The organism is Nocardiopsis ganjiahuensis DSM 45031 (assembly GCF_000341085.1).
Lineage (GTDB): Bacteria > Actinomycetota > Actinomycetes > Streptosporangiales > Streptosporangiaceae > Nocardiopsis > Nocardiopsis ganjiahuensis.
Map to the genome: position 1 here is coordinate 1 of NZ_ANBA01000035.1, position 17,993 is coordinate 17,993.

At 70.5% G+C, this 17,993-nt stretch carries 17 protein-coding genes; 8 read left to right on the plus strand and 9 right to left on the minus strand.

The genetic code is table 11. The features are described from left to right. Positions 1-109: 109 nt before the first annotated feature. From D458_RS0131640 to lpdA, 4 genes are all read left to right on the plus strand, one after another. Positions 110-1,216 carry a winged helix DNA-binding domain-containing protein gene (locus tag D458_RS0131640; protein WP_017590729.1) on the plus strand — a complete coding sequence of 369 codons (1,107 nt, stop codon included), beginning with the start codon at positions 110-112 and terminating at the stop codon, positions 1,214-1,216. An 84-nt stretch (positions 1,217-1,300) separates the two neighbouring features. After that, complete coding sequence (locus D458_RS0131645) at positions 1,301-2,884, plus strand: hypothetical protein (RefSeq protein ID WP_026119874.1); 1,584 nt, start codon at positions 1,301-1,303, stop codon at positions 2,882-2,884. A gap of 141 nt (positions 2,885-3,025) precedes the next feature. Further along, positions 3,026-3,997, plus strand: a complete 972-nt coding sequence (locus D458_RS0131650) for a DedA family protein (RefSeq protein WP_017590731.1) — start codon at positions 3,026-3,028, stop codon at positions 3,995-3,997. 132 nt (positions 3,998-4,129) lie between these two features. Next, positions 4,130-5,536 (plus strand): dihydrolipoyl dehydrogenase, encoded by a 1,407-nt coding sequence (lpdA, locus tag D458_RS0131655; protein ID WP_017590732.1) that lies wholly within the window; start codon positions 4,130-4,132, stop codon positions 5,534-5,536. A 129-nt stretch (positions 5,537-5,665) separates the two neighbouring features. On the opposite strand, the gene D458_RS0131660 is transcribed toward lpdA, so the two are convergent. The 8 genes from D458_RS0131660 to D458_RS0131695 form a co-directional block, all read right to left on the minus strand. Beyond that, a complete protein-coding gene (locus D458_RS0131660; protein ID WP_017590733.1) occupies positions 5,666-6,166 on the minus strand; it encodes a 2,4'-dihydroxyacetophenone dioxygenase family protein in 501 nt (166 codons plus the stop codon). A gap of 60 nt (positions 6,167-6,226) precedes the next feature. Then, on the minus strand, positions 6,227-6,991 hold the full coding sequence (locus D458_RS0131665; RefSeq protein ID WP_017590734.1) for an SDR family NAD(P)-dependent oxidoreductase: 765 nt from the start codon (positions 6,989-6,991) through the stop codon (positions 6,227-6,229). 12 nt (positions 6,992-7,003) lie between these two features. Continuing rightward, positions 7,004-7,354, minus strand: coding sequence for a hypothetical protein (locus tag D458_RS0131670; RefSeq protein ID WP_017590735.1), 351 nt, complete (start codon positions 7,352-7,354; stop codon positions 7,004-7,006). After that, positions 7,344-8,174 carry an ABC transporter ATP-binding protein gene (locus D458_RS0131675; protein WP_017590736.1) on the minus strand — a complete coding sequence of 277 codons (831 nt, stop codon included), beginning with the start codon at positions 8,172-8,174 and terminating at the stop codon, positions 7,344-7,346. Before D458_RS0131675 ends, D458_RS0131670 begins: the two co-directional genes overlap by 11 nt. Continuing rightward, positions 8,171-9,082 carry an ABC transporter permease gene (locus D458_RS0131680; protein WP_017590737.1) on the minus strand — a complete coding sequence of 304 codons (912 nt, stop codon included), beginning with the start codon at positions 9,080-9,082 and terminating at the stop codon, positions 8,171-8,173. The genes D458_RS0131675 and D458_RS0131680 overlap by 4 nt, the downstream gene beginning before the upstream one ends. After that, positions 9,082-9,930, minus strand: coding sequence for an ABC transporter permease (locus D458_RS0131685; protein WP_017590738.1), 849 nt, complete (start codon positions 9,928-9,930; stop codon positions 9,082-9,084). Before D458_RS0131685 ends, D458_RS0131680 begins: the two co-directional genes overlap by 1 nt. Continuing rightward, entirely contained in the window at positions 9,927-11,060 is a 1,134-nt protein-coding gene (locus D458_RS0131690; RefSeq protein WP_017590739.1) for an ABC transporter substrate-binding protein, read from the minus strand. Before D458_RS0131690 ends, D458_RS0131685 begins: the two co-directional genes overlap by 4 nt. A 219-nt stretch (positions 11,061-11,279) precedes the next feature. After that, positions 11,280-12,278, minus strand: coding sequence for a LysR family transcriptional regulator (locus tag D458_RS0131695; protein WP_017590740.1), 999 nt, complete (start codon positions 12,276-12,278; stop codon positions 11,280-11,282). 300 nt (positions 12,279-12,578) lie between these two features. On the opposite strand from D458_RS0131695, the gene D458_RS0131700 reads away from it, so the two are divergent. Next, positions 12,579-13,268 (plus strand): hypothetical protein, encoded by a 690-nt coding sequence (locus D458_RS0131700; RefSeq protein ID WP_017590741.1) that lies wholly within the window; start codon positions 12,579-12,581, stop codon positions 13,266-13,268. Positions 13,269-13,394: 126 nt separating this feature from the next. On the opposite strand, the gene D458_RS0131705 is transcribed toward D458_RS0131700, so the two are convergent. Next, on the minus strand, positions 13,395-14,987 hold the full coding sequence (locus tag D458_RS0131705; RefSeq protein WP_017590742.1) for an OmpA family protein: 1,593 nt from the start codon (positions 14,985-14,987) through the stop codon (positions 13,395-13,397). On the opposite strand from D458_RS0131705, the gene D458_RS38120 reads away from it, so the two are divergent. From D458_RS38120 to D458_RS0131720, 3 genes are all read left to right on the plus strand, one after another. Next, complete coding sequence (locus D458_RS38120) at positions 14,988-15,407, plus strand: fasciclin domain-containing protein (RefSeq protein ID WP_083936490.1); 420 nt, start codon at positions 14,988-14,990, stop codon at positions 15,405-15,407. Between the two features lie 163 nt (positions 15,408-15,570). Next, positions 15,571-17,211 carry a molybdopterin-dependent oxidoreductase gene (locus D458_RS0131715; protein WP_026119877.1) on the plus strand — a complete coding sequence of 547 codons (1,641 nt, stop codon included), beginning with the start codon at positions 15,571-15,573 and terminating at the stop codon, positions 17,209-17,211. 99 nt (positions 17,212-17,310) lie between these two features. After that, complete coding sequence (locus D458_RS0131720; protein ID WP_017590745.1) at positions 17,311-17,979, plus strand: fasciclin domain-containing protein; 669 nt, start codon at positions 17,311-17,313, stop codon at positions 17,977-17,979. Positions 17,980-17,993 lie beyond the last annotated feature (14 nt).

The window sequence follows — 17,993 nt, forward strand, 5'->3', positions numbered from 1 at the left end:
GAGCCCCGAACAGCGGTAGGGGCGGCCCGGCCCGTCCGGCCGAGAACCCGGTCTGTCCGAGGCCGGCTGTAAGGTACCGGAACGTTCCGGCACCCCTGGGAGGGACCCCATGGCCGCGATCCTCAGCCGACGCGAGCTCAACCGCGCCGTACTGGAGCGCCAGTTCCTGCTGCGCCGGGTGGACCGCCCGGCCACGGAGGTACTCGCCCGCCTGGCCGGACTCCAGGCGCAGACCACGCACACCTGGTACGTCGGGTTCCAGAGCCGTCTGGAGGACCCGGACCCGCACGAGGTGGGGCGGTTGCTCACCGACGGCACGCTGGTGCGGATGTCGCTGATGCGCTCCACCCTGCACCTGGTCTCCGCCGAGGACGCCGCCTGGATGCGCCCGACCACCCAGGAGGCCATGGCGCGGGACCTGGCGCACGGCACCCACGGCAGGGCCACCGCGGGGGTGGACCTGGACGCGGTGGTGGCCCTGGGCCGGGAGCTGCTGGAGGAGCGCCCGCTCACCCCCCGTGAACTGGGGGAGCGGATCGGTGAACGGTGGGAGGGCGTGCCCGGCACGCACCTGGCCTACGCGGTCCGCTGCCTGCTGCCGGTCGTGCAGGTCCCGCCGCGCGGGGTGTGGGGTGCCTCGGGCCCGCCGGCCCTGGCCCCCGCCGACACCTGGACCGGACGGCCCATGGCGCCCGGCCCCGACCGTGAGGCGCTGGTCCTGCGCTACCTGGCCGCCTTCGGCCCGGCCGGTGTGCGGGACGTGCAGGCCTGGTCCGGGCTGACCCGCCTGAAGGAGGTGCTGGAGGGCCTGCGCGAGCAGCTGGTGACCTTCCGCGACGAGCAGGGCGTGGAGCTGTTCGACCTGCCCGACGCCCCGCGCCCCGGGGAGGGCGTCCCGGCTCCGGCGCGCTTCCTGTACGACTTCGACAACCTGCTGCGCGGCCACGCGGACCGGAGCCGGGTGATCTCCGACGAGAACCTCAAGCGCATCTCCTCCCGCAACGGGATGCCGCCCGCGACGGTTCTCGTGGACGGTGAGGTGGCCGCAACCTGGAAGGCGGACCGGAGCCGCCGGACGCCGTCCCTGGACATCACACCTTTCCGCGCGTTCAACAACTCGGAAATCGAGGAGATCACCGCGGAAGGCAAACGCCTGCTTTCCTTCCTCTCCCCAGGTCAGGAGGGTGGAGAGCTGCGTTTCTCCACCCCGGACTGACTTTTTCCCCGTCCACCGCCCGACCGTTTTGTGCACGTGCGTCCTGACCACGGAGACCACGGGCGGGTATGACAGGATTCTGGGGTGACTGATGAGTTCCGTGCCGCGTTCCAACGCGTGCTCGACACCGCCGCCGGCCAGGCACCCGGCTTCCCCGAAGCCGTACACGACGTGTTCCGGCTCTCCTCCCAGGTGCCCCGGGAGGAACTGGCCATCGCGCTGGAGGCGTTGACTCCGGTCCTGAGCGACTGCGAACCCTACGCGGGCGTCTCCGCCGACCTCTCGGTCCTGGCGGGGGCCCTCGTCGAGTCCGGCGCCCCCGCGGGCCAGGTCGGCCTGGAGGTGCTGCGCCAGCTCGGCAGTTACGGCCAGGCGGCAGCCGCCTTCATCCATGCCTGGGAGAAGACCGGGGCCGGGCCCCTGCCCGCCCCGAACGACGTGGGCGAGGCCGAGGAGAAGCGGGTCGAGGAGGTCCTCGGCGACAACGCCCCGCTGGCCACCGTCGGCTGGTGGACCTCGCTGCGCTACGGCCTGGCCGCCAAGGCCATGCTGGGCGACTCCGGGGTGCGCTCGGCGGTCCGCGCCGACCCCGGCGCGCTGGACGAGCTCAGCCAGATCGTGCAGGCCCTCTCCACCCGGCTGAACGAGTTCAGCGAGGTGGGAGAGCTGCTGCGAATGTCCGAGGTGAGCCGGATCCTGGTCCTGGACCGGGTCTCCTGGCGGGGCTTCCGGGTGCGCTTCGACGGCGTGAGCGACAACTTCCAGCTGCACACCCTGCTCGCCGACGCGCTGATCGGCAAGGAGGGGTACCGGCTGCCCGGCACCCGCCCGGACCCGCGCTGGGTCGCGGCCTCCATGGACGCGTCGGTGGACCCGCTGGCCGATGTGGTGCGCGGTGAGTGGGACCTGGTCGGCGGCGACGGCACCTGGGTCGGCAACGAGGCCTGTCCGGGGGACATCCCCCTGATGGAGGGTGAGCGGGTCCTGGTCCTGGAGCCGCAGTCGCTGCTGCACTCCTGGCGGGCCGGACGCCGCCATCCGCACATCACCGGAACGCTCACCGTCCTGGAGGAGCTGCACCCGGACGAGGCCGCCGCCTGGTGGTCGCGCGTGCACCCGGCCGGCTCGGTCCGCCACCCGCAGGCCCCGCCGATCGAGCTCGACGACACCGGGGCGCACCGCCGCCCGCCCCGGCACTTCGGGGTGGCCGCGCACTTCGCCGAGGTGGACTCCGGGCCGATGTCGGCGTCGTTCGGTGCCCTGGACCCGGAGCTGGACACGCCCGGTCCCGGGCTGTCCCCGTCCTTCGAGGACGTCACGATCAACCCCGGACCCGCTCCGGCGGCCCCCGCGCCCGATCCGCTGTCCGACCCCGCCTACGGGGGTCGCGAGGAGGACGACGGGGACGACGACTTCGCCGTCCCCGCGCCCTGGGCCAACGCTCCCTCCCCCACGGGCCAGAGCTTCGGCGACCCGGCCTTCGGCGACCCGTACCCCGACGAGCCCGTGTGGCGCGCCCCCCGACCGCTCCCGGACCCCGAGCCGGAGCCGGTCGACGACGGCCTCCCGCCCGGCGCCCGGCTGCTGCCGCCCATGCCCCCCGGGGTGTCGGACAGCAGCACCTGGGCGCCGGACTGGAAGTGGCCCATGCGCCCGCCCGAGCGCTGACCGCCTCAGGACACCGCCGACCGTCCCTTCAGCGGCCGACCGCATATGACAGCTGTCATCACCGGCCCACCGCACACTTCACACGGGGCCGGTGATGACTGGGACTGGTCACTGGGAACGGTTTCACGAGACCCTTGGGACATGACGACGAAGACGGACACCCCTCAGGGCCCCGGCGAGGAGAACACCGCCGGGTCCGCGCCCCGTCCCACCCGCGAGGAAGCGGTCAAGGCGGCCGGGAAGGCGTGGGACCTCGAGGAGGGTGAGCGCGCCAAGGCCGAGATGAAGGGCATGCGTCCCTGGCCGAAGGTCATGACCCGGCAGGACAAGATCCTGCTCTGGTGCCTCATCGGTATCCCCGCCTTCTTCCTCCTGACCATGCCGCTGCGCCCGCTCTTCATCGCGGACCACCCGATCCCCCTGGCGTTCGCCACCGGCAGCCACGCGGCCGTGGGGGCCGCCTCCGCCTACGTCGCCGTCGGCGAGGGCTCCATGTGGCTGGTGATCGTCGCGGGCGTGTTCGGCAAGATCAAGATCGACTGGCTCTTCTGGTGGGTGGGCCGCCGCTGGGGTCGCGGCATCGTCAACTTCCTCGTCCCGAGCGAGCGGGGCCGCCGGTTCGCCACCCGTCTGGAGACGATGAACCCGTGGGTCATGCGGCTGTTCATCCCGCTGAGCTACCTGCCGGGCGTCCCCGGAGGGGTCCCGCACATCATCGCCGGGGTGAGCGGGATGCGCCTGCGCACCTTCATGCTGCTGGACGCGCTCGGCGCGCTGATGGTCACCGCCGCCGTCGCGGGCATCGGGTACGCCTCGGGCCAGTCGGGCGTGGACGTGGTCCTGCTCGTGGACAAGTACGCCCTGTGGGTGATGTTCGCGCTCATCTTCGGCATGGCGATCCTCCCGACCATCCCCGCCATCAGGGACCAGCGGGCGCGCAGGGCCCAGGTCCTGAAGGAGGCGGGCGAGGCCTACGACGCCGAGACCGAGCGCCTGGCGGCCGGGATCGGCCCCGACGCCGGCTCCGACAGCGCGGCCGGGGCCGCTGCCGGCGAAACCTCCCAGGTGGTTCCGGCCCCTGAGGCACCCCGGGTGTCCAGCAAGGACGTCTGAAAGTGGAGCCGTGAACGCGCATGGTCACACACGGGGGCGGAGACCCCGACTAGGCTGGCGAGCGGCAATCCGACACCCCGGGCAAGCCGGCTGCACTGGGTGCGTCACAAACACACTCAAGGAGATCCCGTCATGGGACAGCAACACTTCGATCTGGTCGTCCTCGGCGCCGGGCCTGGAGGTTACGTCGCGGCGATCCGCGCCTCCCAGCTCGGACTCAAGGTGGCCGTCGTCGAGGAGAAGTACTGGGGCGGGGTCTGCCTCAACGTGGGCTGCATCCCCTCCAAGGCCCTGCTGCGCAACGCCGAACTGGCCCACCTGTTCCACAACGAGGCCGACTTCTTCGGCATCAAGGTGAACGGGACGGTCGAGTTCGACTACGGCAAGGCGTTCAGCCGCAGCCGTGAGGTCGCGGACGGCCGGGTCAAGGGCGTCCACTTCCTGATGAAGAAGAACAAGATCACCGAGCTCAACGGGCGCGGAACCTTCGTCGACGACCACACGGTCGAGGTCAAGGGCGAGGACGGCTCCACCGAGACCGTCACCTTCGACAACGCGGTGATCGCCGCGGGCTCCTCCACCAAGCTGATCCCGGGCACCTCGCTGTCCGAGCGGGTCGTCACCTACGAGGAGCAGATCCTCACCGAGAAGCTCCCCGAGAGCATCATCATCGCGGGTGCGGGCGCCATCGGCGTCGAGTTCGCCTACGTGATGAGCAACTACGGGGTGGACGTCACCATCGTGGAGTTCCTCGACCGGGTCGTGCCGCTGGAGGACGAGGAGGTCTCCAAGGAGATCGCCCGCGCCTACAAGAAGCTCGGCGTGAAGATCCTGACCTCCACCAAGGTGGAGAAGGTCGAGGACACCGGCTCGGGTGTGAAGGTGACCGTCACCGGCACCGACGGCAAGGAGCAGACCCTGGAGGCGGACAAGCTCCTCCAGGCCATCGGCTTCGCACCCAACGTCGAGGGCTACGGCCTGGACAGGACCGGCGTGGAGCTGACCGAGCGGGGCGCCATCGCCATCGACGGGCGCGGCCGCACCAACGTCCCGCACATCTTCGCGATCGGCGACGTCACCGCCAAGCTGATGCTGGCGCACACCGCCGAGGCCATGGGCATCGTGGCGGTGGAGACCATCGCGGACGCCGAGACGCAGGAGATCGACTACCGGTTCATCCCGCGGGCGACCTACTGCCAGCCCCAGATCGCCAGCTTCGGCTACAGCGAGAAGGAGGCCAAGGAGGCGGGCTACGACGTCCAGGTCGCCAAGTTCCCGTTCATGGCCAACGGCAAGGCGCACGGCCTGGGCGACACCCGGGGCTTCGTCAAGATCATCTCCGACGGCAAGTACGGGGAGTTCCTGGGCGCCCACATGGTGGGTCCGGACGTCACCGAGCTGCTGCCCGAGCTGACCCTGGCCCAGCAGTGGGACCTGACGGTGCACGAGGTGGCGCGCAACATCCACGCCCACCCGACCCTCAGCGAGTCCGTCAAGGAGGCCGTGCACGGTCTGGCCGGGCACATGATCAACTTCTGATCCGCCGGCCCGCGCACACGTGGGGCGTACACACGGCGGGGCCGGACCCGGGAGCACCCCGGGTCCGGCCCCGCCGCCCTGTGCGGCCTTCCCCTGCCGCCGCACACGTTCACGGCTCACACACCCGGCTCAGCGGATGAGCGGCTCCAGGTAGCCGTCCAGGCCCACCGAGGCGTAGTGGGCACGGGCCATCTCGATCTTGGTGAAGACGTCCTCGTACCCGGTCTGGCTGCCGTCCTCGTCCACGTAGACCATCGCGCCGGTGATGTTGAAGAAGGTCACCATGTGCGTGCAGTCCTCGGGGACCGCGAGGGTGTGGATCTCGCCGGGCGGCTCGTAGACGAAGTGCCCGGCCTCGGCCACCCAGTCGTGCTCGTAGTAGTGCCAGCGGCCCTCGATCACGTACCCGAACACCGCGCCGGGGTGCCGGTGGCGGGAGACGATCCCGGACGCGGTGACCTTGAGCAGGTTGCACCACTGACCGGTGACGGTGTTGAGCATCAGCGGGCGGAACCACACGTTCGGGGCCTGCGGCACCCACACGCGCGGGTCCTCGGGGACGGCGGGGACGGCGATCTCGTCGGGGATCCCTGCGGACGGGTTGATGACGGGGGCTTTGTTCGGTGACACGGTTCCTCCTCGGAGCCGGTTCTGTTTCCCGGTTCGGGTGTTGGGTGCCGCGGCCGGGGCTCAGGCCGCGAGGTATCCGCCGTCCACCGGCAGGACCGCTCCGGTGACGAACCCGGCGTCGGGCCCGCACAGGAACTCGACGGCCCCGGCGACCTCGGCCGGGTCGCCCCATCGGGCCATCGGGGTGCGGTCCAGGATGCGCGCCTCGGCCTCGTCGCTCGCGCGGACCCCTTCGGTGAGTTCGGTGCGGATCCAGCCGGGCGCGACCGCGTTGACCCGGACGCCCCGGGGCGCCCAGGCGACCGCGAGCGACTTCGTGAGCTGGGTGATCCCGCCCTTGCTGGCGCTGTAGGCGGGCACCAGGGGCCCGCCGAAGAAACTGAGCATCGAGGCGATGTTGACGACGCTGCCGCCCGCCGCCTCCAGGGCGGGGCGGGCCGCGACGCACGCCCGCATGGTGCTGGTCAGGTTGACCTCCACGACCCTCGCGAACACGGCCGGGTCGAACTCCTCGCGCCTGCGGATGATCCCGGCCGCGTTGACCAGCGCGGTGACGCGCGGGAAGGCGGCCAGGTAGTCCTCCGGCGCGCCGGCCCCGGTGACGTCCAGTTCGGTGACCTCGACCCGTTCCCGGAGCCCGGTCGGCGTCCGGCCCGTGTCCAGCCCGCAGACGGCGACACGGTGGCCGCGGTCGGCGAAGCGGGCGGCCACGGCGGCACCGATGCCGCTGGTGCCGCCCACGACCACGACGGTCCCGTCCCCGGGCCCCGGCGCGGATCCGTCTCCCGGACCGTCCTCGGAGCGGTCCTCGGGTGTTCTCTCCATGCGCTGCTCCTTCTAGGCGTCGGGGTCGGGGACGGCCAGGGAATCGATCCAGTACTCGCGGGCGAGGGCCTCTGCGCCCGCGGGAGAGACCCCTCTCAGGTGCACGGTCGTCTCGGTGGTCCCGGCGACCCGCCCGTGGTCCTGGAGCCTGAGGAAGTGGTAGCGCTCCGGCGGGAAACCCAGGACCACGTCCACGTCGAACCGGCCGCGTTCGTCGGGTGCGTCCCCGAGCCCGGGCTCGGCCTTGCCGACCGCCTGGACGCTCAGCCACCCCTGGTAGAGGAGGACGAGCAGGATCACGACCGCGATCCGGCGCAGGGTGGAGCCGCGCGCCGACCGCGCGCCCCGCGGTCTAGCCGGCATCGGTGCCTCCCCCGTCGTCACCGGGTCCCCGGTCGCCGGACTCCTGGCCGCGGTCGGCGTCCACGGCCAGGAGCCCGTTGATCCGCGCGACCGTCTCCCGGAATCCGGGGTCGTCCACCGCCGTGCGCCAGGAGCGCGGGCGGGGCAGGTCGACGGTGACGATCTCCTGGACGGTGCTCGGCCGCTGGGACAGCACCACGACCCGGTCGGAGAGGAAGACCGCCTCGTCGATGTCGTGGGTCACGAAGAACACCGTCGGACGCCGCTCCTCGAAGATGCGGGTGAGGTCCTCCTGGAGCCTGCGCCGGGTCTGCGCGTCGATGCTCGCGAACGGCTCGTCCATGAGCATCACCGCGGGCTCGTTGGCCAGGACCCGGGCCACGCCCAGGCGCTGGCGCATACCGCCGGACAGCTCGTGCGGGTAGCGGTTCTCGAACCCGGCCAGTCCCACCAGCTCCAGGTACTCGCGGCCGCGCTCCTCGCGCTCCCGGCGCTTCACGCCCTTCATCCGCAGCCCGAAGACCACGTTGCCGAGCACGGTCTTCCACGGGAACAGGGCGTGTCCCTGGAAGACCACCCCCCGGTCGGGTCCGGGGGCGCCGACCTCACGGCCGTCCACCGACACCGTCCCCGAGGTCGGGCGCACGAAGCCCGCCACGGTGTTGAGGACGGTGGTCTTGCCGCAGCCGCTCGGGCCGAGGACCGACACGAACTCGCCCTGCTCCACCCCGAAGGAGACGTCGCCGATCGCGACGACCTCGTCCCCGGTGTAGGTGTCGGTGTAGACCTTCTCGAGGTTCTCGATCACCAGCGCGGTCATCCGTCGCCCTCCATGCTTCGCACCATCCCCCACCGCTCCACGGTGGCTCTCTCGAACGGCGCCAGGACCAGCGCGTCGAGCATGTACCAGAGCACCCCGAGCACGACCATGCCCAGGAAGACCTGGCTGACGTCGCCCACCCGGCGGGCGTCGAACATCATGAATCCGATCCCGCTGGTGCCGACGATGATCTCCGCGGCGACCAGCGCCCTCCACCCGTAGCCCAGCCCGGTGCGCACACCGGTGGCCACGGACGGCAGCGCTCCCGGGAGGATCACCTCGAAGAACACCCGGACCCGGCCCGCGCCGAGGCTGCGCGCGGCCCGGATCAGCTCCTTGGGCACCTGCTCGACCCCGGCGACCACGCTCAGCATGAGCGGGAAGACGATCGTGTAGACGATGACGAACGTGACGGCGGTCAGGCTGAAGCCGAACCACACGATGACGATCGGCAGCCACGCGATGTCCGCGATCGCCTGGAAGAACAGCAGGATCGGCCAGACCGCCTTGCGCAGCCGCCAGAACATGGCGGTCAGGAAACCCATGGGAAGCCCGATGAGCAGACCGAACCCGACCCCGTAGGCCAGGCGTTCCAGGGAGTCCCCCAGGTAGCCGGGCAGGACGCCCTTGCGGATCAGATCCAGGAACTCGAGGACCACGCGGTCGGGGCCCACGAAGAACGACTGCGGGAACAGTCCGCTCTCGGCGAGGGCCCACCACAGGGCGACCACCGGCACGAACGGGCCGAGGGTGCGGAAGGCCGGGCTCCGGGTGAGGCGTAGCCGGACGCGCCGGTGCAGGGGCGCCGGCCGCCGCACGGTCCGCGCGGCCCCCGAGGCGCGCGCGGTCCCGTCGCTCCGGCCGGTTCCGTCGTGTCCCGTGCCCGTGTTCCCCGTCAAGGGCACCATCAGCGACCACCACCCGTCATGCCCCAGCGTTCGACCGTGCTCCGCTCCAGCGGGGCGAGCAGGAGCCGGTCCATCAGCAGCCACAGCACACCGATGATCACCATCGAGGCGATAATGACGTCGGTGGAGAAGGAGGTCTGGGCGAGGAACAGGGCGTAGCCCAGTCCCGCGCTGGTCGCGATGATCTCCGCCGCGACCAGCCCCCGCCACCCGTAGCCCAGGCCGATCCGCAGACCGCTGACGATGCTCGGCAGGGCTCCGGGCAGCAGGACCTCCCAGAACATCCGCCACGGTCCGGCTCCGAGGGAGCGGGCCGACCGCAGCAGCTCCTCAGGGATGCTCCGCACGCCCAGCATCGTGTTGTAGGCCAGCGCGAAGAACATCGCGTTCCACACGATGAAGATGACGGCGCCGTCGCCGTAGCCCAGCCACAGGGTGGCGATGGGGATCCAGGCGATCCCGGCCAGTGCCACGGAGAACCGGAGCAGCGGGCTGAAGAACGCCGAGAGGATCCGGCTGGCTCCGAGCGCGATCCCGAACGGCAGCGCCGTCGCGATCGCGATCACACCGCCGGTCAGGACCCGGTAGAGGCTGGCGCTCAGGTGCCGGACCAGCTCGCCGCTGACCGCCATGTCCCACAGCGCCGCGGCCACATCGGTGACCTGGGGGAAAACCCGTTTCGGCACTCCGGTCACACCGACCGCGGCGGCCCACACCCCGACGAGGGCGAGCAGCGGCAGCACGAACCAGAGGAGACCCGCGACCCGGTCCCCGGCACGGCCGCGGCGTGGTGCGGCCGTGCCGGGTCGCGCGGCGCGTCCGAGACCGCGCGTCGGGCCGTGCGTCATACTGCGCACGCCTCCTGGTCGACCTCACGGATGAACGTGTGGTCGGCATTGATCTCGGCCGTCGCGGGCACCTCGGGGAGGTCGTCGAACAGCTCCGGGTTGTTCTCCTCCACCGACAGGATCGGCGCGGGCACGAAGAGGTCGTTGATGTCGAGGTCGTAGTCGAGCACCTCCTGTTCCTCCAGCAACAGGGCGACCGTGTCCAGCGCCAGGTAGTTGCAGGCGGAGAAGCGGGGGTCGAGCTGCTCGACGTTGTACTCCATGGCGGCCTGGGCGACCTCGGGCTCGGTGCCGGTCAGCCAGCGGGCGGCGGAGTCGGCCGCGTCCTCGGGGTTGTTCCGGATCCACTGGTCGGTGGCGGCCCGGGCGGTGAGGAAGGCCTCGACCAGGTCCCCGTTCTCCTCCAGGTACTCCGGCGTGGTGATGATGTAGCCGATGAAGGGGATGTATCCGCCGCCGCGGATCACCTCCTCGGAACCCTCGACCTGGTCGGTGATGGTGATCGGCCACGGGTCCCAGATGACGGCGGCGTCGATGCCGCCGGTCTCCAGGGCGACCGGCATGTCCGGCGGCGCGGTGTTGACCAGCTCCACGTCCTCCGGGTCGATGCGCAGGTCCTTGAGCAGGCCGAGCAGGTAGAGGTGGTTGATGGAGCCGAAGGTCGTGCCGATGGTGGCGCCCTCCAGCGTGGACAGGTCCTCCGAGTCGATGCCGGAGTCCTCCGCCGCGACGATGGCCGCGGTCTCGTCGACGCTGCGCTGGACGGCCGAGCCGGTGTAGTTGCCGATGAGGGCGAGCTCGACGCCCTCCCTCGCAGCGGCCAGGGCCGGGACACCGACCTGGATGATGTCGACCTCGCCCGCCTCCAGCGCGTTGATCGCGTCGACACCGGTGGGGAACGGGTCGGCCAGGGTGACGTCCAGGCCGCGGTCCTCGAAGTAACCGATCTCGGTACCGACCGGCAGACCTATCTGGTCGATCGCGGACACGTATCCGGCGTTGAGGGATCCGCTGACGTTGCTTGCGGCCCCCTCGACGTCCTCGTCGACGGTGGCTCCGCCGCTGCACGCCGTGGCGAGCAGGACCGTGGAACAGACAAGGGCAAGGGGGGTGAGCGGGAATCGCTGCATGAGGGTTCTTCCGGTAACGGGGTGTACGCCCTCGCACGGACGCTTGCACGTACCGTTTCCGCCGGTGGGAACGTACCCGGGGACCCGCCCGATCGGCGGTGAGGGAATGGAGGATGCGCGAACGGCCGAGGGGCGGGGTGCGGCCTGGACCTTTCGTGCTTTCGAAGCACGACCGTACCGGCACCAGGACGAAGCGTGAAGAACTATTCGCTTATACCCTTATCCGGAATACGAATACTGTTCCGGTCCGGCGACCGTGTCCTCGGCCCGACGCGTTTTCTGCCCTCGGACAGGCATCGTTCCAGCAGGTCGGGGCGCTTCTGAAACGGCCTGGAGAATTCTCCTGGCCGCGGGGGTGAGCGCCCGGGTCGAGTCCCAGCAGACGGCGACACGGCGCTGCGGGGAACTCTCCAGAGGGCGCACCAGGACCCCGGAGGTGTCGGCGCTCCAGGCCGCCAGCCAGTTGGTGACCCCGACTCCGACCCCGTGCGCGACCAGCGAGACGAGGGTCTGCGGCTGGTTGGTCGCCTGGACGGGGTCGATCACCAGGCCGTGCTCCTGGAAGACCTGGTAGGACTCGAACTCCGCGGTCTCGGGGGCGTTGAGGCGTCCTATGGTGACGATCGGGTGCTCGGCGACCGCGGCCAGGGGGACGGGGTCGGGGAGTTCTGCCAGCGGGTGGTCCTGTGCGTGTACGAGCACCAGCGGTTCCGCCCACAGCGGTCGGCTGACCACCGACGGGGAGGCGGGCTTGGGCGTCATGGGCCTGAGATAGAGGTCGATGCCGCCGCTCGCCAGGGCGTCGTCGAGTTCGAGGGTGGCGTGTTCGGTCAGCACCACCTTGATGTCGGGGTCGCTGACCGCGAGGGACTGGAGCAGGGCGGGAACGAACGCCGCGCTGGCGCTGGGGTAGGAGCCGAGGGTGACGATGCCGCGGGTGCCGCCTCGCCAGGGGGCCATCGCGGACTCGGCCTCCTCCAGCGCCCTCAGGACGTTGCGCGCCTGGACCGCCAGCGCGCTCCCGGCCTCGGTGAGCCGGACCGGACGCTTCTTCCTGTCGAAGAGCGGTTGGCCGATCTCCCGCTCCAGTGCCGCCACGTGCTGGCTGACCCGGGGTTGGGACCTGCGGGTGGACTCCGCGGCGGCCACGAAACTGCCGGTTTCGACCACTGCCAGGAACGAGACGAACCACTCCAGGCGAATGTCCGTATCGAGCATGGCGAGGAGCTCTCCGGTTTGCGTGCGAGGGGGCCGAGTCGACTCAAGATACATCCGAAAAGGAAAATCATGCACAAAATTGGCCACACGCCACACGAACACCAGCTGCATCTTCCTTTACAGACTATTGGTGATACTGATTCTGGCATTCCATAAATCGGACATACAGTCCGAAGCCGCCCGCCCTCCCGGGCGGGGGCGGGGAGGGCCTCCCCGGGTCGCCGGACTTGCTAGGTTTCCCTGTGTCCCCTGCCGGAGCCCCCTCCCACAGCCCGGCGCACCCCGAACCGAAAGCCACCCATGCGCCTGATCCCGTCCACACCCCTGTCGTGCCTGGGCACGGCCGTCGCCGCAGTCGTGATCGGCGGTGTCGTCCTCGTCGGCTGCGACGTGGTCGACCTCGACCTGGACCTGAGCCTTTCGTCGGACGGAGCCGAATCCCCCGAGGAGGAGGCGAGCGCCGGTCCCAGCCCGGAGGACACCGAGGAGCAGGAGGAGGAGCAGGCGTCCTCCTTCGGTCTCCCCGAGTCCTGTGAGGCCGCCGGAGCCGCCCAGATCGTCGGGGACCTCGCCCCGGGCCAGGTCCTGACCGAGGAGAGCGGGCCCGTCGAGGGGATCGAGGACGCCGAACAGCTCTCCTGCACCTTCAGTGACGGAACCACCGGAGCGGGCACGCCCTCCTTCACCCTCGTGTTCACCTCGGGTGCCGATCCCAGCGCCAACCCGGACGTCGTCCAGGTGCCCGGCGCGGAGGCCGAGATGAACTGGGAGGTGGACGTCGACGTGGACGTGGACACCTATCACACGGAGGACGCCGACGACCTCGGCGGCGACCTGGAGTACGTCGGGACCGTCGACGGCTCCAGCCGACACCTGTACCTCCAGCTGCCCGGCGACTTCTACGTGACCGCCATCGCCTTCTTCGACGAGGTGGAGCGCGGCGAGCTGGAGCGGGTCGTCTTCCAGGCCGCGGGCCAGATCCGCAACTAGCGCGGATCCGAGGGGCGGCCGGGCCCCGAAGACACGACGAGGGGCCGCCGACAGCGTTCGCTGTCGGCGGCCCCTCGTTCAGCTCCGTCCGGCTCCCGTTCAGGTCCGTCCGGACCCGGGTCCGGATCAGTACTCGACCGGGATCTCCTCGAACTCACCGAACGGGCCGGCGCGCAGGGTCAGCTCCTGGACGTCCACGGGGGGCGCCGGGAAGACCGCCACCAGCTCGTGGGTGTTGCCGGGCTGGATGAGGTGCACCTCTTCGGCGAAGCTGCTGTAACGGCCGTCGCCGAAGTCCATCTGGGCCACGTAGCGCACCAGGCCGTTGTCCGGCTCGTACAGCTGGAACCCGCCGAGCGTGCCCTTGTTGAACTGCTCGGGCCCGCCGGCCACCGTCTCCGAACCGCCCAGCTCGGGGGTGAGCGGTTCGTCGGTGGTGTTGGTCATCGCCACGGTGCCGATGACGTAGGCGCCGTCGCGGCGGAGCGGGTAGACCTCCAACTTGACGCCGCCCTCCTCGCCCTCGGCGACCACGGAACCCGGGTCGTCGCTGTAGGGCGCGGGCCAGGTGACGTTGCGCTGGGCGACACCCAGGCCGTCGTCGTCGTACTCCTCGTCCTCGGAGGCCTCGACCGTGGGGTTGAAGACGTAGGAGAACTCGACACGGCGGTTGCGGGCGCGCGCCTCCTCGTCGTCGGGACCGCCCTCGCGGGCGATGGGCTCGCTCTTGCCGCGCCCCTCGACCTCCAGGCTGTAGTCGGTACCGAGCTCCTCCGCGAGGAGGTCGCGCACGGTCTCGGCGCGTTCCACCGACAGGTTGTCGTTGTAGGCGGCGTCGCCGATGCCGTCGGTGTGGCCGATGACGGTGATGGTGGGGTCGTCGGGGTCGACGTTGGTGGCCAGGGTGGTGGCCGCGCGCCGCACGACGTCGGCGGCGCTGTCGGTCAGGTCCGAGCGGTCGAACTCGAACATCACGTCCGAGTGCAGCGAGATGATCTCGCGGTCGCCGTCGCGGGTGGTGGAGGCCACCTCGGAGTCGACGAAGCTCTGCACCCAGCCCTCGTCGGCCAGCGCGTCGTCGTCGGGACGGCGGTTGGCGAAGGTGAGGTTCTCACCGCGGCCGGGCGGGTTGTCGAGGCTGAGGTGGTCCGGCCCGTTGGGGCTCTCCGGATCCGCCCTCTCCTCGTCCACGTCCTGGATCGGGATGCCGGTCATGGCGCCCAGACCGCTGCCGACGAAGGTCACCTGCGCGACCTCGTCGGGGATGCGGGGGAAGTAACGGGTGTACTCGTTGGTGACCCCGTCGTGCACGGGGTACAGGCCGTCCTCGTTCGGGCTCTCGGAACCGTACTTGAGGCCTTCCTGGTCGAGGAACTGCCGGTACACGCGGCCGGTGAGCGGGTCGACGAGGGTGTGGGCCATGCTCAGGTTCCGGTTGGGCCCGGCGAAGTCGTCCAGGTAGGTGACCTCGTAGTGCATGACCGTGTAGTCGTCGGTGCGCTCCAGGCCGGTGATCGAGAAACGCATCTCGGCGTCCTGGCCGGTGTCCTGGAAGATGCGGCCCTCACGAACGTAGGGGAACTCCTCCCTGACCTCCGGCGGGCCCGACGCGTCTCCGAAGGTCTCTGACCACCAGTCGGACACGGGTGTACAGCCGCTGAGCAGGAGGCTGCCCGAGACCATGAGCGCGACCACGGTGAGGGGCGTCTTCCGCGCCATGTGGGGGAACTCCGATCGTTGAGGAGACGTACGGGCAATATCCTCCAGCACTCGCGGGGTCGAACCGACCACAGCATCCCCGTAAGACCTCCATCAACCGCCCTGGCCAGGGGTGACCTCTATGGGGGATTCTTCGGTTATGACGCCGGGGCGCTCGCCCCGTGCCGTCGCCGGCCCCGTCGTCGGACTGCTCTCCGCCGGCACCGCGTCCGGGTCAACCTGTCCGAGGCCCTCGAACGGGCCGGTCTCAGCGAGGACCTGGACGGGGGCGTGTTCGACGCCCTCAACGGCGGCCAGGTGCGCTCCTCCGTCGCCGACGGCCGGTACACCGTGGACGACTACGCGCCCGTGGTCTGCGCGGACGTCCGGACCGCCAACGCCACCGTGTACGTGGTGAGCATGCTTCTCATCCCTTCCTAAGGCATGCCCCGGCCGACGCGGCCCTGCCCGTGGTGAGGTCTCGCACCGAGGTCCGCGCTACGGGCGGGGCCGTCGGGGAAGCGGCTCGGAACCCACCCGAAAGAAAAATCGAAAAAACTCCCCATCCACCAATCCGGTCCCCCCTCAGCCCCGAATCCCCCACGTGACTACCAAGACACGCGGGGAACAGACCCCGCCACGCGACAGACGACGAGTGATCGTCGGGGTGGGTGTCGGCCTGCTCGTCGTCGGGGCGGCGCTCGGCTTCGGCGAACTCGCCGCCGGGCTCTTCCGCGCGACGTCACCGGTGGTCACGGTCGGCGACGCGCTCGTCGACAACAGTCCCCCGTTCCTCATGGAACTGGCGATCTCGATCTTCGGTACGGCCGACAAGGCCGTGCTGATCACCGGAGTCGTGATCGTCCTCGTTCTGGCGGGGGCGGTGCTCGGTGTCGTGGCTCTGCGCCGCCCCCTGTTGGGGTACGCGGGACTGGTGCTGTTCACGGCGGCCGGGCTCGCCGCCGTCGCCCTCCGCCGCGCCGACGACCTGGGGGCGGCTGCGGCCGTGGTCGTCGGTGCGGCGGCGGGAGCCGTGGCCCTCGCTCTTCTCCTGAGGAGCGTGCGCCACACACCTGAACCGGGGAGAGGGGAAGGAGCCGAGGCATCGGCGGACACGGAGACCGGCGCGTCCACGCAGGACAGCGCGGCCGCCGTTCCCGCTCCGGGGCCGGACCGAGGACCGGGGAGGCGCGGTTTCATGTTCACCGCGGCAGGGGTCCTCGCCGCTTCCGGGTCCGCCGGTGCCCTCGGCCGCTGGCTGCCGTCCCTCCTGGGCGGCGCGGGTTCCCGGGCCGAACTGGCCCTGCCCGCACCGGCCGTACCGCTTCCCGCCCTGCCTTCCGGCGTCGACCTCGGCGTCCCCGGGGTGGCCTCCTTCACCACCCCCAGCGCGGACTTCTACCGGATCGACACCGCACTGACCATCCCCCGGCTGGACTCCACCCAGTGGAAGCTGCGGGTGCACGGCCTGGTGGACCGGCCCTTCGAGATCGACATGGACGAACTGCTGTCCCGAGAGCTCGTCGAGGCCGACATCACCCTGGCCTGCGTGTCCAACCAGGTCGGCGGAGACCTGATCAGCAACACCCGCTGGCTGGGCTTCCCCCTGGCCGACCTGCTGAACGAGGCCGGTGTGCGGTCCGGGGCGGACCAGATCCTCAGCACCTCCAGCGACGGCTGGACCTGCGGCACCCCCACCGAGGTCGTCATGGACGGCCGCGACGCGCTCCTGGCCGTGGGTATGGGCGGCGAACCGCTTCCCTACGTCAACGGCTACCCCGCGCGGATGGTGGTGCCGGGCCTGTACGGGTTCGTCAGCGCCACCAAGTGGGTCACCGACATCAAACTCACCCGCTTCGCCGACGAGCAGGCCTACTGGGCCCAGCGCGGCTGGGGTGTGCGGGCGCCGATCAAGACCATGTCCCGCGTGGACGTACCTGCTCCGCTTGGGCGCGTCGGGTCCGGGGAGGTCGTGCTCGCCGGAATAGCGTGGGCACAGCACCGCGGTATCGACGCGGTCGAGGTCAGAGTGGACGACGGCGACTGGTGGGAGGCAGAACTGGCCGCTGTTCCCGGCATCGACACGTGGGTCCAGTGGGTCACGGAGACCACCGTCGACCCCGGCAACCACTCGGTCGAGGTCAGGGCCACCGACTCCACGGGCTTCACTCAGCCCTCAGAGCGGGTGGACCCGATCCCCGACGGCGCCACCGGCCGGCACCGTATCCGGTTCACAGCCACCTGAGGCCCCGAGCGGCCGCCCAGGGCAGATCGCACACCAACAGACCACTACACACAGCAACAACACAGACACAAAAAGCTGACACCAACAAGGGAGAGAACGATGATGCGCAAGAACGCCATGATCCGGAAGAACGCGCTCACCGCCACCGCCGCGGCCGCCGTGCTCGCCTTCGGGCTGACCGCCTGCGGCGACATGGAGGACAGCGGCGCCGAGACCGAGACCGGCAGCGCCACCGAGACCGAGGGCGCCACGGACGAGAGCACCGACGAGGGCGCGGAGGGCATGCAGACCGCGGGCGAGAACTTCGGCCCGGGCTGTGCCGAGGTTCCCGAGGACGGCGACGGCAGCTTCGAGGGCATGGCCCAGGACCCGGTCGCCACCGCGGCGTCCAACAACCCGCTGCTGTCCACGCTGGTCACCGCGGTCCAGGAGGCCGACCTGGTCGACACGCTCAACTCCGCCGAGGACATCACCGTCTTCGCGCCCACCAACGAGGCGTTCGACAAGATCCCCGAGGAGGACCTGAACGCCCTCCTGGAGGACCAGGACCAGCTCACCGAGGTGCTGACCTACCACGTGGTGGAGGGCGAGCAGGACCCGACCGCGCTGGAGGACGGCACGTTCACCTCGCTCCAGGGCGGGGACGTGACCACCGAGGGCGCCGGCGAGGAGTTCACGGTCAACGGCGAGGCCCAGGTCGTCTGCGGCAACGTCCAGACCGCCAACGCCACGGTGTACCTCATCGACACGGTGCTGATGCCTTCCTGATAAGCATTCCTGTC